We start from the raw sequence: 19,477 nt of genomic DNA, 5'->3' as shown, positions 1-19,477 counted from the left end.
ACCTGAACGGTTACGACCCCAGAATGCTTTGATACGAGTTTTCGCTCAGCCACTCCGACGCCGACTGCAGCAGGCTTTGACAGTATGCAATCCCGGCATGCGGCAAACGCGTCACCAGCCGCCTTTCCCGCACATCGTCGATCTCCGCAATGGCCGACATATTCTCGAATACTTCCGCCGCCTCGTGTTCCTCCAGCAGCTTCGGATCGCCCTCCAGCCCAATCGTCAGCCCTTCGCGAAAGGTATAGCAGATGCCAACCTTTCGCTGATCCAGCCGCAGATACGCGGGCTGGTACCTCGCCAGCCGCGAGTAGGCGTCAAACACCAGCAATGCCCCGGGAATCTCATCTGCATCCACCAGAACGCGCGCCGCGCCATTCTCCAGCGCAATCCATATCTCCAGACCGGCTGCAAAGCTGTCGCTGAACTCTCCATCCGCCCGGTCTTCGGGCATTTCCGCAATGGCTTCGTCCAGATCGTTAGCTTCAGCTTCCTCAACATCGTCCTGCGCAGGTTTCTGTGCCGGAGGATGGGTAATATCCACCGCCAGAACCGCCGTTATTCGCAGCTGTTCGTGCAGCTCCTGCAGGCGCGGCCCATTCACTTCGGCAATATGGTTGCGGCGCAGTACGGCCGCGTTCGGTTTATCCAGCAGAGCGCGCAGGCGCGTGCCTGGCTGCGCGTGGGGCTTTTCCGCAATCTTCAGTTCCAGACAGGGCATCGCACCTCTCAGTTCCGCAACGGCTTTCCTGTCTGCAAAGTATACGCAATGCGCTCCTGCGTCCTGCGCTCCCCGCACAGTGAAAGAAAGGCTTCGCGTTCCAGATCCAGCAGGTATTGCTCGCTTACCATCGATCCCGCCGTCAGTGATCCTCCACACAGAATGCGGGCCACCTGCGTCGCCACCTTTACGTCGTGATCGCTGATGTACTCCGCCTGCCGCATCAGATGCACACCCAGCTTCAGCGTCGGCAGCACCGCTTCGCCTGCCACCGGAACCATCCGTGCCGCCGGAGCCGCATATCCGCCCTCCGCCATATGCACCGCTTCACTCCGCGCTTCGATCAGCAGCCGGCCCCGGTTCGGCGTAATCGTATCAGCGTCCGTCAGCAGGTCCAGCCCTCGCGCCTCAGCCGCCGAAGTCGAAACCTTCGCCATGGCAATCGTCTCAAAGCGTTGCCGCAACGCGTCCTGCAGCTCCGCCGAGCGGGCAAACTTTGCCGGCATATCTGCCGGACTTACCCCCGATGCCTCCGCAGCAGCGTCGATGGCCCGCAGCAGCATCTCCTTCGTGCCCCCGCCGCCTGGAACCAGCCCCACGCCCGTCTCCACCAGCCCCATATACAGCTCCGCATGCGGCTGCCGCTTCGCCGCATGCAGACAGATCTCCGTCCCGCCGCCGAGACACATTCCGAACGGCGCGGCCACCACCGGGCGCGGACAGAACTTAATCGCCGCGGTCATTCCCTGAAAACCGCGCACCGCAAAATCCACTTCCTCCCAGTCTCCCTCCTGAATCGCCAGCAAAAGCTGCATCAGGTTGGCTCCGACCGAAAAATCGCTCGCATCGCCCGAGATGACAAATCCGCGAAACTCGCGCACATACCGTCCGCCGGCGCTCAGCGTCTGGGTCACCATCGAAACGATATCGCCGCCGATGGCGTTCTTCTTCGAGTGCAGTTCTAACAGAGCAACGCCCTCGCCCATGTCGATCAGCGAGCATCCGGGATTTGTCCGCACCACTCCATTCGCCCGCCGGAACGAGGCCGCCGTCGCTATGCCCGCAGCCTCTTCGACCGGCCTGTACGCGCGCTGCGCAGGATCGAACACCAGCCGCCCATCCCGGGTGTCCTGGTACCAGGAACCTCCGCCGGCAGTCAGCAAAGTCTCCGCCTGCGCGCTCAACGGCTCCCCGGCTGCCTTCATTCGATCGCAGCTCGCGCGCACCCCCACCGCGTCCCACATCTCAAACGGTCCCATCTCCCAGTTGAATCCCGTCCGCATGGCCCGGTCGATCGCCGCCGCTGAGTCCGCAATCTCCGGCAAACAATCCGCCGCGTAATTCCATATCCCGGTCAGCAGCGGCCACAGAAACGCTGCAGCGCGATCTTTATGCACATCGCCGGAGAGCAGCAGCTTCAGCCGCTCGCTCAGAGCATCGGCGTTCTTTGCCATCTCCACGGAAGGAAACTTCGGCCGAGCCGCTGCACGATACTCAAGCGTCTGATAATCGAGCGCCAGCCGATTCTTTTTCGTATCCGTCGCGCTCGAACCATCCTTTTCGGCGGAATCTCTGCCGGTTTTTTTATAAAAACCCTGCCCTGCCTTATCGCCCAGCCACTTCCGCTCCAGCATCGTCTCAATAAAGGCCGGCAGCTTTACCGCGGCTGCATCCGCTTCATTCGAGTGCGCAAAGTTCTTCGCTACATGCGCGAGCACGTCGATGCCCACCATATCCGCCAGCCGGAACGTCCCGGTCCGCGGCCATCCGATCACCGATCCCGTCAAAGCATCCACGTCCTCGATCGTCAGCCCCTGCTCCTGCATCCGCCGCACCGCCGTCAGCATGGCGAAAACACCGATCCGGTTGGCGATGAAGTTCGGCGTGTCGCGCGCATACACAATCGACTTACCCAGCCTTCGATCCGCAAAATCAGCGGTCGCCGCAACCGCTACGGCATCACTCTCCGCCGTCGGAATCACCTCGAGCAGCCGCATATAGCGCGGCGGATTGAAGAAATGCGTTCCAAACCACCGCCGCCGGAACTCAGGCGTCATCTTCGCCGCAATCGAAGCCACCGGCAGTCCGCTGGTATTGGTCGTGATTACCGCATCCGGCCGCACATACGGCGCAATCGTTTCGAGCAGTACCTGCTTGATTGCAAGGTCCTCGCTCACCGCCTCGATAATCCAGTCGCACTCCCGCAGCAGCTTCAGATCGTCTTCGAGATTTCCCGCAGTGACCCGCCGCGCATTGCCCGGCTCATAAAATGCGGCCGGCTTTGCCTTCAGCAGTGCCGCAACCGCACCGGATGCAATGCCGCTGCGTGCCTTCCCTTCGGTATTTGCCGGAACGATATCCAGCAGCACTACTGCCAGCCCCGCATTGGCCAGATGCGCCGCGATACGCGAGCCCATCGTGCCCGCGCCCAGCACGGCGGCGCGGCGCAGAAAGGGTAAAGTCGCGGGTGCTGCGTTTACAGTCGCGGACAGAGTACTCATGAGCTGTGCTCCTTGAGCCAACAGCAACGTATAACGAAGGCGGGAGACGGCGTCAACGCAGGACCAGCCTGTCTTTGCCTCGTTTGACACCACTTTCACACCCGTCTAGCGTCAAACATAGACGGAGTTTCTATTCAGACGATGAAATTTCCTATACGGAAATCCCCCTCCCCTGCGCAGTGGCTGCTTATTCTTTGCATCCTGGCCCTTCTTGCTCCTTTGTCCGGCTTCGCGCAGTACCAGGCCGGCCTTGAAAAGCGCGTGACTGTAAAGAAGCTGCCCAACGGCCTCACCCTGCTCATCTGCGAACGGCCCGAAGCCCCCGTCTTCTCCTACTTCACCATCGTCGACGCGGGGGACGCCAATGATCCGGGTGGTGAGTCCGGTCTGGCGCATATGTTCGAACACCTCGCCTTTAAGGGCACCAAAGACATCGGCACCACGGACTACGCAGGCGAGAAGATCGCACTCGACAAGCTGGAGGACGCCTGGACCGCGTACGACGCTGAATACCGCAAGCGTGTTCAGCAGGATCAACAGAAGCTCAAAGAGCTGAAGGCGCAGTTTGATGCAGCTGAACAGGCCGCAAACAAATTTGTCATCCCCAATGAGTTCACGCAAATCGCCGAAGCCAACGGAGCAACCGGCCTCAACGCGGAAACCAGCCTTGATGCCACACAGTATTTCTGGAGCATGCCCTCCAATCGCCTCGAGCTCTGGGCCTATCTCGAAAGCGATCGCATTGCGAATCCCGTCCCCCGCCAGTTCTATCGGGAGCGCAATGTCGTGCAGGAGGAGCGCCGTATGCGCGTCGACTCCAGCCCCATAGGACGGCTTGTCGAACAGTTCCTCGCTGTCGCCTACATTGCGCATCCCTATCGCCGCCCCGGCGTCGGGTGGGAGAGCGAGATCAGCCAGGTCAATGCCACCGAGGCTATGGCCTTCCACAGAAAGTATTACGTACCCTCCAACATCGTCATTGCCGTCGTCGGCGACGTCGACACCACCCAGGCTCTGCCTGTTCTGGAAAAGTACTTCGGCGCGATCCCCTCCGGCCCATCGCCTGAGCCAATCACTACCATCGAGCCGCCACAGACCGCCGAGCGGCAGGTCATCATCAAAGACGCCTCCCAACCGCTTTACCTTGAGGGCTACCATCGCCCCGATTACCGCGATCCTGATGACGCCGTTTATGAGGCCATTCAGGACATCTTCTCCAACGGCCGTACCTCACGCCTTTATCGCAGCCTCGTCCGCGACCAGCAGATTGCTGCCGAGGCCGAAGGCTTCAGCGGATTTCCCGGCGAGAAATATCCCGGTCTCTTCGCCTTTTTCGTCGTGCCCAACCCCGGCCACACCCCTGCGGAGATGCGCGCTGCCCTTCACAAGGAGATCAACCGACTGAAAACCACCGACGTCACCGACGATGAACTGGCTATGTTCAAGACCCGCGCCCGCGCCGACATTCTGCGCAGCCTTGGCGACAATCAGGGTCTCGCCGAGGAGCTTGCCATTAACCAGCTCCGCTACGGCGACTGGCGCGAGCTCTTCAACCAGCTCAAACAAATCGACGCTGTGACCAAAGAAGACATTCGCCGCGTGGCCAATAAGACCTTCACCGATACCAACCGCACCTGGGCGGAGGTGGATTACAACGCCCCTTCGCAGGCCGAAGCCCGGCCAGCGGCAGCCCCTGCAGGAGGTGCGAAGTGAAGATGATGCGTCGAGTGACTTACTCCTTCGGTGCTCTCGCACTGTTTACCGCGGCTCTGCTTCCTGCCTGTGCGCAGATTTCCAGCCAGGAGCAGAGCACGACTCCTGTCATTCCTCCTGATGCCCGCGCCGAAAAAAATCCCGGCGCCTGGGAGAAGCTTCAGATCCCTCCTCTGCACCCCTTTCATCCCGGCCAGCCGAAGCGCATCGAGCTGAAAAACGGCATGGTCATCCTGCTGGAAGAGGATCACGAGCTGCCCTTCATCAACGGCACCCTCGAAATTCGCGGCGGCTCCCGCTCGGAGCCCGCGAGCAAAATCGGCCTCATCGATCTCTACTCCCAGGCCTGGCGCACCAGCGGCACCACAACGCAGAACGGTGACGTGCTCGACGACCTGCTCGAATCGAAGGCGGCCAAAGTAGAAACCGGAGGCGATGACAACTCCACTTCCGTCTCCTGGTCCTGCCTCAAACAGGACGAAGACCAGGTCTTCCATATCGCTGTCGATCTGCTCGAGCACCCCGCCTTCAACCGGCAGAAGCTCGCTCTCGCCAAACAGCAGGACATTGCCGGCATTGTTCGCCGTAACGATGATGCGAGCGGTATCGCTTCGCGTGAAGCGGCCAAACTCGTCTATGGGGCCGATAGTCCCTACGCCCGCCAGCCTGAGATCGCTACCGTCATGTCGGTCACTCTCGCCGATCTGCAGGCGTGGCATGACAAAACCGTCCATCCCAATAACATCGTCGTGGCCGTCTCCGGTGACTTCGACTCCGCGGCCATGGAGAAGACTCTCCGCGATACCTTTGAGACCATGCCCCGCGGTCCTGCCTGGAAAGATCCCGACATCCCGGTACCTGGTCCCACTCCAGGCGTCTACGTCGTCAACAAGCAGGATGTGAACCAGAGCAATATCTGGATCGTCGGCGTCGGTACCCGCCGCGATAACCCGGATTTCTATGCGCTCGCGGTCATGAACGAGGTCTTCTCCGGGGGCTTCGGCTCACGCCTCTTTCAGGACGTCCGTACCAAGCTCGGCCTCGCCTACGGTGTCAGCGGAGGCTACAGTGCAGCCTACGATCACCCCGGCCTCTTCTACACCACCGCTGCCACTAAAAGCGAAAGCACAGTCGCCGCGACGAAGGAGATGCTGAAGGACATCGATGAGCTTCGCACGGAGCCGTTCACCGAAGATGAGGTTCGCATCGCGAAAGATCAGCTGCTCAACTCCTTCATCTTCCGCTACGACACGAAGGAAAAGGTTCTCAGCCAGGCTGTCACCCTCGAGTTCTATCACTACCCGCCCGATTTCCTTGAGCGGTACCGCGATGCTCTTGAAAAAGTCACAGTCGCCGATGTGGAGCGTGTCGCAAAGAAGTACATCGAGCCGTCGAAGCTTGCCGTGCTGGTTGTCGGGAACCAGACAGGCTTTGGAAATCCACCGCTCACCTCGCTGAACCTTGGTCCGGATCATCCGATCGATATCACGATTCCTATGCCTGCCGCCATGCGGCAGCAGATGATGGGCGGGCCGGATCAGTGAACTCCACGCCACAGAACAGCACCAGAGAAGAACAGGAAACCCTCCGGGTCTTCTGGGGACGCTTCGCCTTCTCCATCGGTCTTCTCTGGGGCACATGGAACCTCACTTCTATGCCCGTCACCATCGCTGCCGCGGGCGGGAACCTGCCCCGCCCGGAGGTCTTTGCGCTGCTGGTCTGCGCGCTCTCCGTCTTCCCCGCCAGCACCCTCGCCTTCTGGCATCGCCGCGTGGCCTCACTCTGGCTTGTCGTCGCCGGTATCGTGACCGCAGCCGGCATCGTCGCCACGTGGCATCAGCTCTCCACCGTCCCCGGGGGCGATATCAGCTACATCGCCAATTCTCTGGCCTTCGCCTTTCCGCTGGCTTTGGGTTTCTTCGGCCTGACGACAGATCTCATGGGCTGGCCGCGTCTGCTGCCGCGCAAACGGCCGAAGCCATAGCAAAGCCAAAGCCGCAGCAGAGTCGAGGCGCCGGACGACAGCAGGATATCGGGTGACTCCGCTCTCCCTCTTCCCCGCTCTCCATGTCCGTTTTCCCTATACCCTGTACATATGCGTCTCGGAATCCTCATCATGGCGGCGGGCAAAGGCACGCGGCTGAAGTCGAAGCGCGCCAAGGTACTTCATGAAATCGGCGGACGTCCGCTGCTCAGCCACGTTATCGCTGCAGCGGCGCAGATCGTTACACCCCAGGACATCCACGTCGTCGTTGGGCATCAGGCGGCTCAGGTGGAAGCTGCAGTCAGCAACACTCACGTTCAGTTTGTGCAGCAGACCGAACAGCGCGGTACAGGCCATGCCATTCAGTGCGCCGAAGCCGCCACCCGTGACTACGAGCACCTGCTCGTCCTCTCCGGAGATGTTCCATTGCTCCGGCCCGAGACAATCGCTCGCCTTCGTGACTTTCACCTCTCTGAACGCGCCGCTATGACCATCCTGACCGCTGCGCCCGCCGATCCAACCGGGTATGGCCGCGTGGTGCGCAGGTCGCCAAAGTCACCTGAGGTCTCCGTTATCGTCGAGCAAAAGGCTCTCACGCCGGCCCAGCAGCAGGAGCCCGAAATCAACTCCGGTATTTATGCCTTTCGTCGCGATACGCTCTACCAGCACATCGGCAGCCTCCACGACGACAATGCGCACCACGAGCTCTACCTCACCGACATGGCCGGCATCCTTTCCGCGGCCGGCGAGCGCGTGGTTGCGATCGAAGCGTCCGATCCCATCGAGGTTCTTGGCGCCAACACTATTGCCGAGATGATGGATCTCGATCGTGAAATGCGTCTCACTGCCGCCCGGCGGCTCATGTCACAGGGCGTCACGATCTTCCGTCCCGACACTGTCATCATCGACGTAAACGTCGAGGTCGGCCCGGACACGATCATCGAGCCCTTTGTGCAGCTCCTCGGCGAAACAAAGGTCGGCAGCGACTGCCGTATACGCTCCGGCTCGGTTCTGGAAAGCGCCACTCTCGGCGACGGAATCATCGTCCGCAATTCCTGCGTCATCAGCGAATCGAAGATTGAAAAAGGCGCGCGCATCGGGCCCTTTGCACACATCCGTCCCGGCTCTCACATCGGCGAATCGGCTCATGTCGGCAATTTTGTCGAAACCAAGAAAGCCCGTCTCGGCACCGGAGCAAAGGCCAACCACCTCGCTTATCTGGGCGATGCGGAGATCGGCAACGGAACCAACATCGGCGCGGGAACCATCACCTGCAATTACGACGGGGTCCACAAGCATCCCACAATCATTCAGGATGGCGTCTTCATCGGCAGCAACTCCACTCTCGTTGCCCCCCTGGTCATTGGCGAAGGAGCTTATGTCGCCGCCGGCTCGTGCATCACGGAAAATGTTCCTGCTGACGCCCTCGCTCTCGGCCGCTCTCGCCAGACCACCAAGCCTCACTGGGCCAAAAACCGCCGAGGCCGCGATAAAGGCCAGTCGTGATTGTCTAATGATTGTGAGACAGGCTTTACAGAATTAGCAGCAGTGTAAGGCTACAGCCGCAGCATCTGAGATAAAGCTAACACCTTCCAACAATCAAAGATGAAATCAGGCTGCCTCTCGGCAGGGCATGGGGGCCGTTGCCAGCTGCTGGCGCAGCCGGATGCGTGCTGCCATCAATGCGCGCCGCACATTCGTCTCTGAGAGTTTCAGCAGTTCTGCAATGGCAGAGGGCGAGTAGCACTCCACATCACGTAACAGAAAAATCAGACGTTCGGTATCGGGCAGCTCCTGAATCGCCTCTTCCAGCTCGGTACGGCGAACATTCCGGCTCACTCCCTCGTCCGAGATAGCCGGCATGGCCCAGCTCTGCCCATCACTCAGTGAATATCGTTCGCGCAGCCGTTCCATCAGCGCTCGATCCACCATGCCGCAGTCCGGCTCAGGATCAGTCTGAAACGCAGCCACAAAGGTTTCCGTCAGAATCGATTCGGCTTCGATCTCATTACCGGTCATATAAAACGCCAGCGAAAACACCCTGTGCCGGTGGCTTTCGTATATATCCCTCTGACGTTGTTCCAGTGACCTCTTCGCACCCTGTGTAGCCACGATTTTCGAGGTTGCTTCTGCCGGGAACTGCTTTTCAAATTCGAACAAGATCACCTCTTGCGTTGACTCTATACCATACATTACGAAAGTACTCTTCAGGCTACCTTGTAGCCTTGTACAGCAACATAATCACTGTCGTAAACATTTTTGTTGGATGCTTTCTGTTCGGGCGATGTTGGATTTCGTCCTTCGTTTGAAATATTGTTGGAAATGTTGCGCATTCTGCCGCCTGGCGCAGAACGGCAATGGATGGCAGCAGCAAAAATAAAGTTTTGATATTGGGTGATTCTGTAAACCGCTGACCAGCACAGTCGGTCACTCCCGGGCTATGATGGGAGCATTTCACTCCCGCGACGGGAGAGTTTCACTCCTGAACCAGGCGCGTTTCCTGTCCCCTGGAGGCAAATGGCGTCCGAACGCATCTTGGTTGTCGATGACGAGCCTTATGTCAGGACCGTCATAGCCGCCATGCTGGAAAAATCGAATTACTCCCCTGTTCTGGTCTCTAACGGACTGGAAGCCGTCGCACATCTGGAAAAGGACCCCCCTTACGACCTGGTCCTCTCCGACATCATGATGAATGGCCTCGACGGCATAGGTCTGCTCGAGCGCATGCGTCAGATCCATCCTGACACCCCGATGGTTCTCGTCACCGCCATTCATGACATCGGCATTGCCATCACGGCAATGCGGAAAGGGGCCTACGACTACCTCCTCAAGCCGTTTGAAAAGGAACAGTTGCTGGCCACGGTGCGGCGCGCCCTCGACTACCGCAGACTCGTCCAGCAGAATGCCATGTACCGGCAGAACCTCGAGCAGCTCGTCTCGGCCCGCACAGAAATGCTGCGGCAGACCATGACCGATCTCGAGCGCTCCTACGACATCACCCTCGAAGCCCTCGGCGACGCTCTCGATCTCAAGGACGCCGAGACCGAAGGCCACTCCAAGCGCGTCACAGCCTATACCATCGCTCTCGCCCGTCATATGGGCGTCGATTCCGCGCAGATGCGCACGGTTGCCCGCGGGGCCTTCCTCCACGACATAGGAAAAATGGCCATCCCCGACGCTATCCTGCTCAAGCCCGGCAAACTCGATCTCAATGAGCAGACCGTCATGCGCGAACACTGCGCACGCGGCTATCAGATGCTGCGCAAGATTCCCTTCCTTCGCGAAGCTGCCGAAATCGTATACAGCCACCAGGAGCACTTCGACGGCAGCGGCTATCCCCGTGGCCTCAGGGACGAACAGATCCCTCTCGGTGCCCGCATCTTCGCCGTGGCCGATACCCTCGACGCCATCACATCGGACCGACCCTACCGCCGCGCCAGCACCTTTGAGGCCGCCAAACGCGAGATCATCCGATGCTCCGGCACCCAGTTCGACCCACGCGTCGTCAACGTATATGTCCAGCTCCCCGATCAGCTCTGGGAGGATCTGCGCTCAGAAATCAGCCAGCACGCGCGTTTCTCCCCACTTTCGTTCACCAGCGGGGATAATGATGAATTCAGGTTGTGAACCCTGGGAGAACCCGCCATGCCGCTGATGAATGAATCTGAAATCTCCGAACGACTCCAGTCCACCTCCGGATGGCAACGCCAGGGCGAACAGATCGTCCGCCTGTTCACTTTCGGCAACTTCATTCAGGCCATGGAGTTTGTTAATCAGGTCGCCGAGAAGGCCGAAGCCGCCGGCCACCACCCCGATATCGACATCCGCTACAACAAAGTGCGCCTCGCACTCTCTACCCATGACGCCGGCGGCCTGACGCAACGCGATTTTGACCTCGCTGCCTCTGTTGATGCGTTGCTAAGCTAAAGATTTTTCTGGCTTTAAGTTCCAGGATGAACACTCAGGGAAGCAGCCTTCCGCAACTTTTACTGCTCGTCGGCGTCTTCTTCTGCAGGAAAGATTTCGGGGTTGGTTCCTGTCTCTTTCCGCAGTTGCGCCAATGTTCTGCGGTGCCATAATGCGACGGCAATACCGCCAAGCGCAGCTGTAGCCGCAAACAGCAGGGCCGTACACACCACATGTCCCGGTGCAGCATCGGCAGACGAAGGCTTTTCAGGGGGATGCGGTATTTCGATGGGATTGGCAGCCATAATCGCAGCTGAAACTGCGGAAGTGATAAAAGTATACCGCCTTTATACGTTGCAAAAGCAAAAACAGGCTTGTATACCGGTCTGTTCAGATGTACACTTTGTTGGAGATCGGAAGTTGCAGTTCTACTGAATTCAGAATTGATTCCTGAATTCTAAAAAATAAGCAGCTTTTTTCTTGCTTCCGCATCCAAATAAATGTAGAAGTAAGAAAGCCCGAAGATAGAGCCAAGACTCTCAAAGGCTGAAAAAAAGTTTATAAGTTGCGTCACTGGCCTCCCGGCACGGACAAATTACCGTTCGTGCCGTCTTTTTTTGCTTTTTACGCGCATCTCCCTGCGCTGACTCTGATGAGTGCCGGTTAAAGATTCCCTATCCCACCATCGATTAAAAGCTCGCTGCCCACGGTAAATGCCGATTCGTCAGAAGCCAGGAAAACGACGGCACTGGCAATCTCGACCGCCGGTAATGAGTGCCCGCTTCCCGCTGAACCGGTTCATCCCTGTCCTCCGCTGCCATTGACCGGCATTACGATCACGACTTTGCCATGGCCGAGGTTCCGTTTGACCTGTCGCGCATAAGCGGCCGACGCGTTCGCAAAGGGCACCTCCGCATCCACAAAAACAAGCAGCCTGCCCTCATCCAGCAGCTTTCCGATTCCAATAAGCTGCTCCTGCTTCGGCTCGACGATGAAAAATGCGTCTTTTGCTCGTGGATCATCACTTGAAGGAGATGTATCCTCCACAATCGTGACCATCCGGCCCCCGGACTTCAGCACCTTCCAGGACCGCTGCAGTGTCTCGCCACCAATGGTATCGAATACCACATCCACATCCTGCACTTCGTCTTCAAATGCTTCCGTCCTGTAATCGATCACCCGCTGCGCCCCAAGCTGCGCAACAAATTCCATATTCCCGCCCGAAGCAGTGGCGATCACCTTAGCGCCTCGCAACCGGGCCAGCTGAACAACAAAGACACCTACGGCGCCCGCCGCACCGTGCACCAGCACACGCTCCCCGGTCTGTAATTTCGCCCGATCAACCAGTCCCTGCCAGGCCGTTAGAGCATCTATCGGCACAGCGGCGGCCTCGGCGTGCGTCAAATGCGCTGGTTTCGGCGCAATACTCGATGCGGCAGCGACACAATATTCCGCCGTCCCTCCGTCAAGAAACCAGTCATTCATGCCGAAGATCGCGTCGCCCACGGAAAAGCCCGTTATTCCAGCTCCGAGCCCGGTAACCACACCCGAGAACTCATGCCCGGGAATCGCATGGAGTCTCGAGCCACCTTCGCGGGTATGCGTTGTGGGATACCAGAGCAATTCCGTGTGCGTGACTCCGGCCGCATAAACCTGGATGAGGATTTCACCGTTGCCTGGAGTTGGTACGGGGACATCCGTTTCTTCGAGAAGCGGCTCCTGTTGCGAGCCCGTGAACAGTGCAGCTCTCATGCGGATCGGCCTTTCTACAGGCAATGGATGCAACGAACGTACTATACCGCACCCCGAAGTGACATGCGGAAGAGCACCGGAATCGATATGAAATCCTTTGTTGTGCCTACGATCTGTCCTTCGCAGTCGTACCATAAAGTGTCATGAATCGTCGACAGTTCAGCCAGCTCATCGCCGCTGCAGGTCTCGGGCAGATGCTTCCCCGCGGCCACGCCCAGACCGCACCCTCCACAAGCGGATTCCGCTTCTCGGTCATGCTCTGGACCCTTGATAAGAAGATCCCCTTCGACCATTGCCTGGAGATCGTGGCCGATGCCGGCTATGAGGGTGTCGAGCTCGTCGGTGAATTTCACAAATGGTCGAGCGAGGAAACCCGGCGCGTCATGGCCAAAATGCGCTCGCTTCGGTTACATTTCGATCTGCTCAGCGGCGTCTCATCCGGATTCACCGATCCCAGCGGCACCAGCGCCCTGCTCGCCGAACTCACCGCGCAATTCAATACGGCGAAAGAGCTGGGCAGCTCGCAGATCAATCTCAAATCCGGCCCGCGTATCGAAGGCCTGTCCCCGGACGCCCAGCACGCCGCCTGCGTCGAGAACCTGAAACGCGCTGCGGACCTCGCCGCTGCCGCCAACATTCAGATCCTCATCGAGCCCATCGACCCCATCGAAAGCCCGTCGATGTACATGACCAGCGTCATGGAAGGTTTCCGCATCGTTCGCGAGGTGAACAGTCCCCACGTTCGCGTGTTGTACGACTTCTACCATGAGCAGCGAGCCGCCGGAAATCTCATCGAAAAGCTGGAACAGAACTTCGATCTCGTCGCGCTCGTTCACGTCGCCGACGTGCCCGGCCGTCACGAGCCCGGTACCGGCGAAATCGACTACACGAATATCTACAAAAAGCTTGCCGAATTGAAATACGACAAATTTATTGCTATGGAGTTCTACCCCATCGCCGATCCCACCGAGGCTCTGCGCAAAGCGCGGCTCGATGCCCTGCAGGCTCAGGCCTCTGTCCGCACTGCTTCCTGAGTCGGCAGTTTCTGCGGCTCTCATGCCAGCTGTCTGACGATCTTTCGCATCCGCTCGAGTCGAAAGACATCAAAATATCGCATCTCCATCAAAAACGGCAGGCAGAACAATCATGGCAAACGAAGAACTCCTTTGCACCGTGGCTCTTAACTCGTGGAAACTCACGGTGGGCCGGTTTAGTCAGACCCTTGCGGCATTTACCGACGAGCAGTTGCAAAAGCAGGTTGCTCCTGGTCGAAATCGCCTCTTTTACCTCCTCGGCCACCTCACCGCCGTGCACGACCGCCTGTTTACGATGTTCGACCTCGGCGAACGCCTTTACCCGGAGCTCGATGAGCACTACATCAGCAATCCGGACAAAGCACTCCCCGATCCGGTTTCGGCCGCCGATCTGAGAAACTCCTGGACTGAGGTCAACGCCAGGCTCATCGCCGCGTTTGATCGCTTTTCGTCACAGGACTGGCTCAAAAAGCACGCAGCCGTCTCGGAGGAAGACTTCGCAAAAGATCCAGCCCGCAATCGCTTCGCCGTCCTTCAGAGCCGCACTAACCATCTTTCCTTTCATCTCGGACAGGTCATTCTCGCAAAAGAAAAGTAGACTCATCGTGCAGTTGCGATGTGCAACGTGCTTCCTATCAACAGCCTGCCAGAGCCGAATCTCTTTCCCTGGCAGGCTTTACCCTTCCATCCGAAAGCCTCATCCTGCCTCTTCTCTGTTTTTCATGAGCGCGAAGGCTGTATCCTCCGTCTTTAGGGCAGGAAGACGAAGATGAGTGCCTTACAGGGACAACTCGTCGGCTGGATCGCACCTGTTCTGCCTGCGAAGCCATTGGACACTACAGACACGATCGCGGCCCTGGTGGCCGAATATTCGACTACGCTTTATCGCGTAGCCTTTTCCGTTACGCGGAATGCTGCCGAAGCCGAAGATGCCGTGCAGGAGACATTTCTTCGCGTGCTCAGGCATCAGTCGCAGATCGCTGAAATCCGTGACCTTCGTGTCTGGCTCGTACGCATCGTGTGGAACGTTGTTCTCGACCGCAAACGGCGCGTTAAAACCCGCCCTGAGAACGAGGATATCGACGACCATGTTCGCACATTGACCTCCGGCGGGCGCGCCGCCGATGCGGAAGTGATCTCTTCAGAACAATGCGCGCACATCCTGCGTCTCATCGACCGTCTTCCGCACAAGGAGCGGGAAGCGCTGCTCCTCTCGGCCATGCAGGAGCTCTCCACAGTAGAGATCGCCGCTGTCCTCGAAACCACTGAATCCTCCGTCCGTTCGCGCATCTTCCGGGCGCGCCGCGAGCTCGCAATCATGCTCGAGAAGGCAGGAATACCCCGATGAATCAGAACCCAAACCTCTCCGGTAACGGAACCAGTTCGACTGCTGAAAGCTATCCCGATACAGCGTTTGATCGCCGCATCGACGCAGCGCTGCGCACCCTTGATTCTGTTACGCCCTCACCTGGCCTCGAAGATCGTATTCTCATTCGGCTCAGCGCCCGGTCCGCGAGCCGACCCGCCAGGACGTCTTTCTTTCGCATCGGCACTCCGATCTTCGCATTCTGCGGAGCGGCCTTCGCATGCGCGCTCATTGTCGTCGGCACCGTCAGCTACTCGCACCACAGCCATCCCGCAATGCCAGGCGCCATGCAGACGGGTACCAGTGGCATTGGAGCCGCTTCAGCCATGCATCGCCTGGCTCCGCAACCGCTCGCCCCGGCTCCTGAAGGACACGGGAGGTCCCACAGGAATGCCGCAAACCCTGTGCAGAAACCCGGCCACCAGAAGGCCACAGCAGACGGAACAGGCAAAGCCAGCGTTGCTCCTGACGCAGGAGCGCAAAAATAAAGAGCGGCGGACGAGTCCGCCGCTCCTCCCTGCCTGAAAAAGCGCTACGCTGCCAGCCGTTCCTGACGCTGCGCTTCGATCCCGTCCAGCGCATGCCACAGGGCCTTCGCAGCCGCCTCTGCCGACTGCAGTGCCGCCTCTGCCACCTCGGGATCACGCTGCACGAGCTTTGAAAGCTCCTCGCGCCAGACATTCGAGTGATGTATGTCGGCCGTCGTATGCAGAGTGAAATAGCCGCAGGTCCTGGTGTCAGCGCCATACCACTCGCGCAGCCCGCTGGCCTTTTCCTTCGCTACGCGCGGCACCTGCGACTCATACGCATAGAAAGCCGCCAGAGCCTCTGCCGTCGAACCCTTCTGCGCCATCTCGCGGAAGTGCGCCATCAGCACATCGATTGCCGGATTTCCGGACCGGCGCGCAGCCTCGCGATCCGCCCCCATGCCCTCGGCAAAATCCAGCCACAGCTCCGAGTGTGGACGCCCGCTTCCCATACCCTCTTCGTCGGCCAGATTTTCAAGCACCGTGCGGCGCAGCGCGCCATCCTCCAGCCGCGCATACAGCGCCGCCAGACAGGTCGGAAACGCCGAAACATGCTGATAATAGCTCACGGCATACTCACGCAAATCGTTCTTCGTCAGCTCGCCCGCGCTCCATGCCTTGTAATACGGGTGGCACAGCAGATCATACTTCGCCACACGCTCGTTCAGTTCGGTCCGGAAGGCATTCAGTTCCACACTCACCTCGAAGGTCGGAGATGTATCCATCATAGCGTCATATCGCGGCCGCGCATTTTTGCCGCTTCTTTTTAGTCGGAGCTGTCCAGCAGCCCAAGGATGATGTGCAGCAGCGCGAGGACGACGGCGCCGACAAATGCAGCCGTAAAATCCCGTACGTAAAACCCCGGGACCAGACCGCTCGCCAGTTTCAGTACAAAAGCATTGATCACCAGGAAAAAGATGCCGAAGGTGATCACGCTCAGCGGAAACGTAATGATCTTCAGCAGCAGACCGAGCGTGGCGTTCAGTAATCCGATCACCAGAGCGGCGATCAGTGCCGCTCCCAGCCCCGTTACCCGAAAACCCGGAACCAGCCAGGTCACAATCAGCAGCGCCAGAGCGTGCAGAAACCAGCGCAACAGTAAGCGCAACATTCCCTGAGCCTCCTCACCGGTGAATCGATCGTTCTTCCCGAGCGTCCAAAGAAAGCGAATGAAACCTGTCCGGTCGTAACAGCGTACTGCAGAATATCCCTGAGAGGAAATATGTTTTCATTGCTTCTCTCCAGCATGCTGCTTTTTACGCAGCACACCCCGGCTGCTCCCCCCGCACTGCCGTCTGCATGCACATCTGTTTCCAGCGCGCCTATTCCCGATATCTCTGGTTTGCTGCATCAGGTCGTCGACCATCAGCGCCAGCTTGATATGACCCGCGAAAACTATACCTATCGCGAAGTACAGGTCACGCAGGAGCTGAACCGGGACGGCAGCACGAAGAAAACTGAAACCGAAGATTACGACGTCTTCTTCGTCAACACGCACCAGGTAGAGCGCCTCGTTGAGAAAGACGGCAAAGCTCTTACTCCGGACGAAGAGAGAAAGGAGCAGGATCGCATCGCGAAGTCCATCGCCAAAGCGCAGAGCACACCGCCCGGCCAGTCAGCGGAAGCAGATACCATCAGCGTCACCCGCCTTCTCGAAATCATGAAGGTCGATCACCCGCGGCGCATTCTCCTCGACTGCCGCAGCACGATCGCCTTCGATTTCACCGGAGACCCGCACGCCAAAGCGCACGGCCGCATTGAAAATCTCTCGAAAAAACTCTCCGGCACGCTCTGGATCGACGAGCAGGATCACCAGGTTCGCCGCATCATCGCCCGCATCGACGACAATTTCCGCATCGGCTTCGGCCTCATGTCCGTACAGAAAGGCAGCAACTTCACCTTTGATCAGACACTCGTAAAAAATGAGCTTTGGCTGCCCACCGGGGCCGACATCCATCTCGTAGCGCACGCCCTGGGTCTCATCGGCTATCGGGCCAATATTCATGTCACCGACGGCAGCTACGAAAAATTTCACGCCACAGCCAGCCAGCAGCCTGGCGCCCGAACCACCCAATAGCACTGTTCGCTGTCTTCTCTACTCAAAATGCTGTATACGAGTTGAAGATAGCGCATATACCGCACTACATTCGTTTCATGAAGACGGAACCCCACTCCGGGGCATCACATTCGTCGACGCAGTCCTGCTCTTCAGCAGACGCGCTTCAGCTGCGCACCTTTCGGCCCGGAGATGAAACCGCCTTCCGCGAGCTCAACGTCGCATGGATCACACGCCACTTCCGCCTTGAGGAAGCCGATCTTCAGATACTCGGCGATCCGCGCACACACATCCTCGACCGCGGCGGAGAGATCTGTATTGCACAGATCGAAGGCCGCATCGTCGGCTGCTGCGCCCTGCTTCCAATAGCTTCCGGTGAATTTGAAGTGGGCAAGATGGCGGTTGCCGAAGAGATGCGCGGGCGCGGCATCGGCCGCCGTATGCTTCTCTTCACGATTGCGCACGCCCGCAAAATCGGCGCGCATCGCCTTTACCTTGAGTCCAGCTCAAGGCTGCCTTCCGCGCTCCATATTTATGAAGCAGCGGGCTTCCGGCATCTCTCGCCGGCACAACGGAAGCCCTCGAAATACGACCGTGCCGATGTCTTTATGGAGCTGCTTCTGACTCCGTCCGCTGATACCCCGGTTTGGCCGGTTGACCGTTACAAATAGCGGATATCTGCAACCGTGACGGATCTCTGGAGATGAAAAAGACCGCTGCATGAGCGGCCTTTTTCTGTTTAGTTCGACTGCGGTGCAGCACCACTGTCTTCAGACGGAGGTCCGCCGCGGCCGCGCCGCATGTGCTCCTGCATGGATTCGAACTTCTGCTTCTGATCGTCGTTCAGTACCGCTTCGATCTTTGCTCTGCTGCCTTCGCGAATCGAACGCATCTTCTGACGCCGGTCCTGCTGCGACAGCGACTGATCCTGCCACAGGGCCTGCGTCTGCTGGTCCTGATCCGCAAGAATCGGTTTGATCTGTGCCTGCTGATCCGCCGACAGATTCAGCTCCTTCGTCATACGCGCAAGCTGCCTGTCGGGATTCATCTGCCGGTGTCCGCCACCCTGTGTGGCTGGCGGTGGTTCCTGAGCCGCGTTGTCCTGCGCCAGCGCGGCGCCTGCTGTTCCAATTGTCAGCAGACCCGTCAGCGCGATCGTCCAGAATGTCTTTCGCATGGGTTAGTTATCCTCCGTTGCCTGGCGTTAATCCTGCATCCCGCCGGCGCGGTGCAGGGTTCAGCCACCCGTATAGACGCCGTTTCCCGGCGCGGGACGCGGTGGCCGAAAGATATTTACCGCCTGGTCGTCGATAACAGCGGCATGACTACAGGGTTCGACCGGAGCCCGCAGGTCAGCAGGTTCGGCACATGTTCTGCCGCATGTGGCAGATATGCATAGGCAAACACCGCCCGATATTCATCTTCGCCGGGATAGTTGCACATCGCGCAGCTGGGGCGATAATCAATCGCCGGATGATCCCGCATCAGCTCCGTCCACTCCTGCACACCGTGTGCCGGAATCGCCATGTAGTGTGGATCGCCCGGTTCCGTCGCCGGCTGATAGGCGAACATTGGTCCTTTTTCCTGAATGGCATCCACCAGCGCGCCGCCGCGCCCTGCTGAAGCTCTCCACAGCCACCGGCCGCCCACATGCGCATACCAGTGCGCGCTCGAAGGCACAGGTTGCGCCAGCGTTACCGGTTTGGCCGTGTGGTTTTCGATACGAAAGAGAAACCCAGGACCGGCCCCCGGCGTTGACTCCGCCAGATAGCTTGCCGTCATCGTCAGGCCTGCGCACGATGGAACCACCGGGCCGGGCCGGTGCACCGCCGCCTCCGGATGCCGGGCTGACAACATCAGCGAAAATATCAGTAGAAGAAGATACGAAGCCGGACGGCGCATGCGGAACACCCTTTC

22 protein-coding genes are annotated in these 19,477 nt (G+C 58.9%); 12 read left to right on the top strand and 10 right to left on the bottom strand.

Annotated elements, in window-relative coordinates:
* Positions 1 to 10: 10 nt before the first annotated feature.
* Complete coding sequence (locus D0Y96_RS07970; RefSeq protein WP_117298858.1) at positions 11 to 721, bottom strand: hypothetical protein; 711 nt, start codon at positions 719 to 721, stop codon at positions 11 to 13.
* Between the two features lie 8 nt (positions 722 to 729).
* Entirely contained in the window at positions 730 to 3,222 is a 2,493-nt protein-coding gene (locus D0Y96_RS07965) for a 3-hydroxyacyl-CoA dehydrogenase/enoyl-CoA hydratase family protein (RefSeq protein ID WP_117298857.1), read from the bottom strand.
* A 141-nt stretch (positions 3,223 to 3,363) separates the two neighbouring features.
* Between D0Y96_RS07965 and D0Y96_RS07960 the strand changes: the two genes are divergently transcribed.
* The 4 genes from D0Y96_RS07960 (at position 3,364) to glmU (ending at position 8,425) form a co-directional block, all read left to right on the top strand.
* Positions 3,364 to 4,935: a M16 family metallopeptidase gene (locus D0Y96_RS07960; protein WP_117298856.1), complete on the top strand. Its 1,572-nt coding sequence runs from the start codon at positions 3,364 to 3,366 to the stop codon at positions 4,933 to 4,935.
* A 2-nt stretch (positions 4,936 to 4,937) separates the two neighbouring features.
* The gene (locus tag D0Y96_RS07955; protein WP_252263609.1) at positions 4,938 to 6,479 is read left to right on the top strand and encodes a M16 family metallopeptidase; all 1,542 of its coding nucleotides are present in this window, start codon (positions 4,938 to 4,940) and stop codon (positions 6,477 to 6,479) included.
* Positions 6,476 to 6,919 (top strand): hypothetical protein, encoded by a 444-nt coding sequence (locus D0Y96_RS07950; RefSeq protein WP_117298855.1) that lies wholly within the window; start codon positions 6,476 to 6,478, stop codon positions 6,917 to 6,919. Before D0Y96_RS07955 ends, D0Y96_RS07950 begins: the two co-directional genes overlap by 4 nt.
* Positions 6,920 to 7,030: 111 nt before the next feature.
* Positions 7,031 to 8,425 carry a bifunctional UDP-N-acetylglucosamine diphosphorylase/glucosamine-1-phosphate N-acetyltransferase GlmU gene (glmU, locus tag D0Y96_RS07945; RefSeq protein ID WP_117298854.1) on the top strand — a complete coding sequence of 465 codons (1,395 nt, stop codon included), beginning with the start codon at positions 7,031 to 7,033 and terminating at the stop codon, positions 8,423 to 8,425.
* 105 nt (positions 8,426 to 8,530) lie between these two features.
* Here the strand turns inward: glmU and D0Y96_RS07940 are convergent, their stop codons facing one another.
* Positions 8,531 to 9,112: an RNA polymerase sigma factor gene (locus D0Y96_RS07940; RefSeq protein WP_117298853.1), complete on the bottom strand. Its 582-nt coding sequence runs from the start codon at positions 9,110 to 9,112 to the stop codon at positions 8,531 to 8,533.
* A gap of 324 nt (positions 9,113 to 9,436) precedes the next feature.
* Between D0Y96_RS07940 and D0Y96_RS07935 the strand changes: the two genes are divergently transcribed.
* A complete protein-coding gene (locus D0Y96_RS07935; RefSeq protein WP_117298852.1) occupies positions 9,437 to 10,546 on the top strand; it encodes an HD domain-containing phosphohydrolase in 1,110 nt (369 codons plus the stop codon).
* Between the two features lie 18 nt (positions 10,547 to 10,564).
* Entirely contained in the window at positions 10,565 to 10,846 is a 282-nt protein-coding gene (locus D0Y96_RS07930) for a 4a-hydroxytetrahydrobiopterin dehydratase (protein WP_117298851.1), read from the top strand.
* 59 nt (positions 10,847 to 10,905) lie between these two features.
* Here D0Y96_RS07930 and D0Y96_RS07925 read toward each other — a convergent pair whose 3' ends face one another.
* The 3 genes from D0Y96_RS07925 to D0Y96_RS07915 form a co-directional block, all read right to left on the bottom strand.
* Positions 10,906 to 11,130 (bottom strand): hypothetical protein, encoded by a 225-nt coding sequence (locus tag D0Y96_RS07925; protein WP_147324971.1) that lies wholly within the window; start codon positions 11,128 to 11,130, stop codon positions 10,906 to 10,908.
* A 358-nt stretch (positions 11,131 to 11,488) separates the two neighbouring features.
* Positions 11,489 to 11,581, bottom strand: a complete 93-nt coding sequence (locus D0Y96_RS07920) for a hypothetical protein (protein WP_199480239.1) — start codon at positions 11,579 to 11,581, stop codon at positions 11,489 to 11,491.
* Between the two features lie 42 nt (positions 11,582 to 11,623).
* Complete coding sequence (locus D0Y96_RS07915; protein WP_252263608.1) at positions 11,624 to 12,712, bottom strand: NADP-dependent oxidoreductase; 1,089 nt, start codon at positions 12,710 to 12,712, stop codon at positions 11,624 to 11,626.
* Positions 12,713 to 12,720: 8 nt separating this feature from the next.
* On the opposite strand from D0Y96_RS07915, the gene D0Y96_RS07910 reads away from it, so the two are divergent.
* From D0Y96_RS07910 to D0Y96_RS07895, 4 genes are all read left to right on the top strand, one after another.
* Complete coding sequence (locus D0Y96_RS07910; protein ID WP_117298849.1) at positions 12,721 to 13,611, top strand: TIM barrel protein; 891 nt, start codon at positions 12,721 to 12,723, stop codon at positions 13,609 to 13,611.
* 112 nt (positions 13,612 to 13,723) lie between these two features.
* A complete protein-coding gene (locus tag D0Y96_RS07905) occupies positions 13,724 to 14,209 on the top strand; it encodes a DinB family protein (protein ID WP_117298848.1) in 486 nt (161 codons plus the stop codon).
* 171 nt (positions 14,210 to 14,380) lie between these two features.
* Entirely contained in the window at positions 14,381 to 14,959 is a 579-nt protein-coding gene (locus D0Y96_RS07900) for an RNA polymerase sigma factor (RefSeq protein WP_117298847.1), read from the top strand.
* Entirely contained in the window at positions 14,956 to 15,465 is a 510-nt protein-coding gene (locus tag D0Y96_RS07895) for a hypothetical protein (RefSeq protein WP_117298846.1), read from the top strand. Before D0Y96_RS07900 ends, D0Y96_RS07895 begins: the two co-directional genes overlap by 4 nt.
* A gap of 44 nt (positions 15,466 to 15,509) precedes the next feature.
* On the opposite strand, the gene D0Y96_RS07890 is transcribed toward D0Y96_RS07895, so the two are convergent.
* Together D0Y96_RS07890 and D0Y96_RS07885 are read right to left on the bottom strand one after the other, a co-directional pair.
* Positions 15,510 to 16,232, bottom strand: a complete 723-nt coding sequence (locus tag D0Y96_RS07890) for an iron-containing redox enzyme family protein (protein WP_252263607.1) — start codon at positions 16,230 to 16,232, stop codon at positions 15,510 to 15,512.
* A 38-nt stretch (positions 16,233 to 16,270) separates the two neighbouring features.
* A complete protein-coding gene (locus D0Y96_RS07885; RefSeq protein WP_117298845.1) occupies positions 16,271 to 16,615 on the bottom strand; it encodes a phage holin family protein in 345 nt (114 codons plus the stop codon).
* 111 nt (positions 16,616 to 16,726) lie between these two features.
* On the opposite strand from D0Y96_RS07885, the gene D0Y96_RS07880 reads away from it, so the two are divergent.
* Together D0Y96_RS07880 and D0Y96_RS07875 are read left to right on the top strand one after the other, a co-directional pair.
* Positions 16,727 to 17,581, top strand: a complete 855-nt coding sequence (locus D0Y96_RS07880) for a hypothetical protein (protein ID WP_117298844.1) — start codon at positions 16,727 to 16,729, stop codon at positions 17,579 to 17,581.
* Positions 17,582 to 17,658: 77 nt separating this feature from the next.
* Positions 17,659 to 18,231, top strand: a complete 573-nt coding sequence (locus D0Y96_RS07875) for a GNAT family N-acetyltransferase (protein ID WP_117298843.1) — start codon at positions 17,659 to 17,661, stop codon at positions 18,229 to 18,231.
* 68 nt (positions 18,232 to 18,299) lie between these two features.
* On the opposite strand, the gene D0Y96_RS07870 is transcribed toward D0Y96_RS07875, so the two are convergent.
* Entirely contained in the window at positions 18,300 to 18,737 is a 438-nt protein-coding gene (locus D0Y96_RS07870) for a Spy/CpxP family protein refolding chaperone (RefSeq protein WP_117298842.1), read from the bottom strand.
* A gap of 116 nt (positions 18,738 to 18,853) precedes the next feature.
* Positions 18,854 to 19,417 (bottom strand): hypothetical protein, encoded by a 564-nt coding sequence (locus tag D0Y96_RS07865; RefSeq protein ID WP_158562309.1) that lies wholly within the window; start codon positions 19,415 to 19,417, stop codon positions 18,854 to 18,856.
* Between the last annotated feature and the right edge of the window lie 60 nt (positions 19,418 to 19,477).

This window comes from Paracidobacterium acidisoli (assembly GCF_003428625.2).
GTDB classification, from domain to species: Bacteria; Acidobacteriota; Terriglobia; order Terriglobales; family Acidobacteriaceae; genus Paracidobacterium; species Paracidobacterium acidisoli.
The sequence above is the reverse complement of the archived record's forward strand: the minus strand, read 5'-3'. Positions and strand labels throughout refer to the sequence as shown.

Bases quoted from the DNA above. Each gene is read 5' to 3' on its own strand.
- D0Y96_RS07935 (WP_117298852.1), top strand. From the start codon at position 9,437: ATGGCGTCCGAACGCATCTTGGTTGTCGATGACGAGCCTTATGTCAGG.
- D0Y96_RS07925 (WP_147324971.1), bottom strand. From the start codon at position 11,130: ATGGCTGCCAATCCCATCGAAATACCGCATCCCCCTGAAAAGCCTTCG.
- D0Y96_RS07870 (WP_117298842.1), bottom strand. From the start codon at position 18,737: ATGCGAAAGACATTCTGGACGATCGCGCTGACGGGTCTGCTGACAATT.
- D0Y96_RS07960 (WP_117298856.1), top strand. From the start codon at position 3,364: ATGAAATTTCCTATACGGAAATCCCCCTCCCCTGCGCAGTGGCTGCTT.
- D0Y96_RS07895 (WP_117298846.1), top strand. From the start codon at position 14,956: ATGAATCAGAACCCAAACCTCTCCGGTAACGGAACCAGTTCGACTGCT.
- D0Y96_RS07905 (WP_117298848.1), top strand. From the start codon at position 13,724: ATGGCAAACGAAGAACTCCTTTGCACCGTGGCTCTTAACTCGTGGAAA.
- glmU (WP_117298854.1), top strand. From the start codon at position 7,031: ATGCGTCTCGGAATCCTCATCATGGCGGCGGGCAAAGGCACGCGGCTG.
- D0Y96_RS07930 (WP_117298851.1), top strand. From the start codon at position 10,565: ATGCCGCTGATGAATGAATCTGAAATCTCCGAACGACTCCAGTCCACC.
- D0Y96_RS07900 (WP_117298847.1), top strand. From the start codon at position 14,381: ATGAGTGCCTTACAGGGACAACTCGTCGGCTGGATCGCACCTGTTCTG.
- D0Y96_RS07915 (WP_252263608.1), bottom strand. From the start codon at position 12,712: ATGGTACGACTGCGAAGGACAGATCGTAGGCACAACAAAGGATTTCAT.
- D0Y96_RS07965 (WP_117298857.1), bottom strand. From the start codon at position 3,222: ATGAGTACTCTGTCCGCGACTGTAAACGCAGCACCCGCGACTTTACCC.
- D0Y96_RS07885 (WP_117298845.1), bottom strand. From the start codon at position 16,615: ATGTTGCGCTTACTGTTGCGCTGGTTTCTGCACGCTCTGGCGCTGCTG.
- D0Y96_RS07955 (WP_252263609.1), top strand. From the start codon at position 4,938: ATGATGCGTCGAGTGACTTACTCCTTCGGTGCTCTCGCACTGTTTACC.
- D0Y96_RS07910 (WP_117298849.1), top strand. From the start codon at position 12,721: ATGAATCGTCGACAGTTCAGCCAGCTCATCGCCGCTGCAGGTCTCGGG.
- D0Y96_RS07940 (WP_117298853.1), bottom strand. From the start codon at position 9,112: ATGTATGGTATAGAGTCAACGCAAGAGGTGATCTTGTTCGAATTTGAA.
- D0Y96_RS07890 (WP_252263607.1), bottom strand. From the start codon at position 16,232: ATGATGGATACATCTCCGACCTTCGAGGTGAGTGTGGAACTGAATGCC.
- D0Y96_RS07970 (WP_117298858.1), bottom strand. From the start codon at position 721: ATGCCCTGTCTGGAACTGAAGATTGCGGAAAAGCCCCACGCGCAGCCA.
- D0Y96_RS07880 (WP_117298844.1), top strand. From the start codon at position 16,727: ATGTTTTCATTGCTTCTCTCCAGCATGCTGCTTTTTACGCAGCACACC.
- D0Y96_RS07875 (WP_117298843.1), top strand. From the start codon at position 17,659: ATGAAGACGGAACCCCACTCCGGGGCATCACATTCGTCGACGCAGTCC.
- D0Y96_RS07865 (WP_158562309.1), bottom strand. From the start codon at position 19,417: ATGTTGTCAGCCCGGCATCCGGAGGCGGCGGTGCACCGGCCCGGCCCG.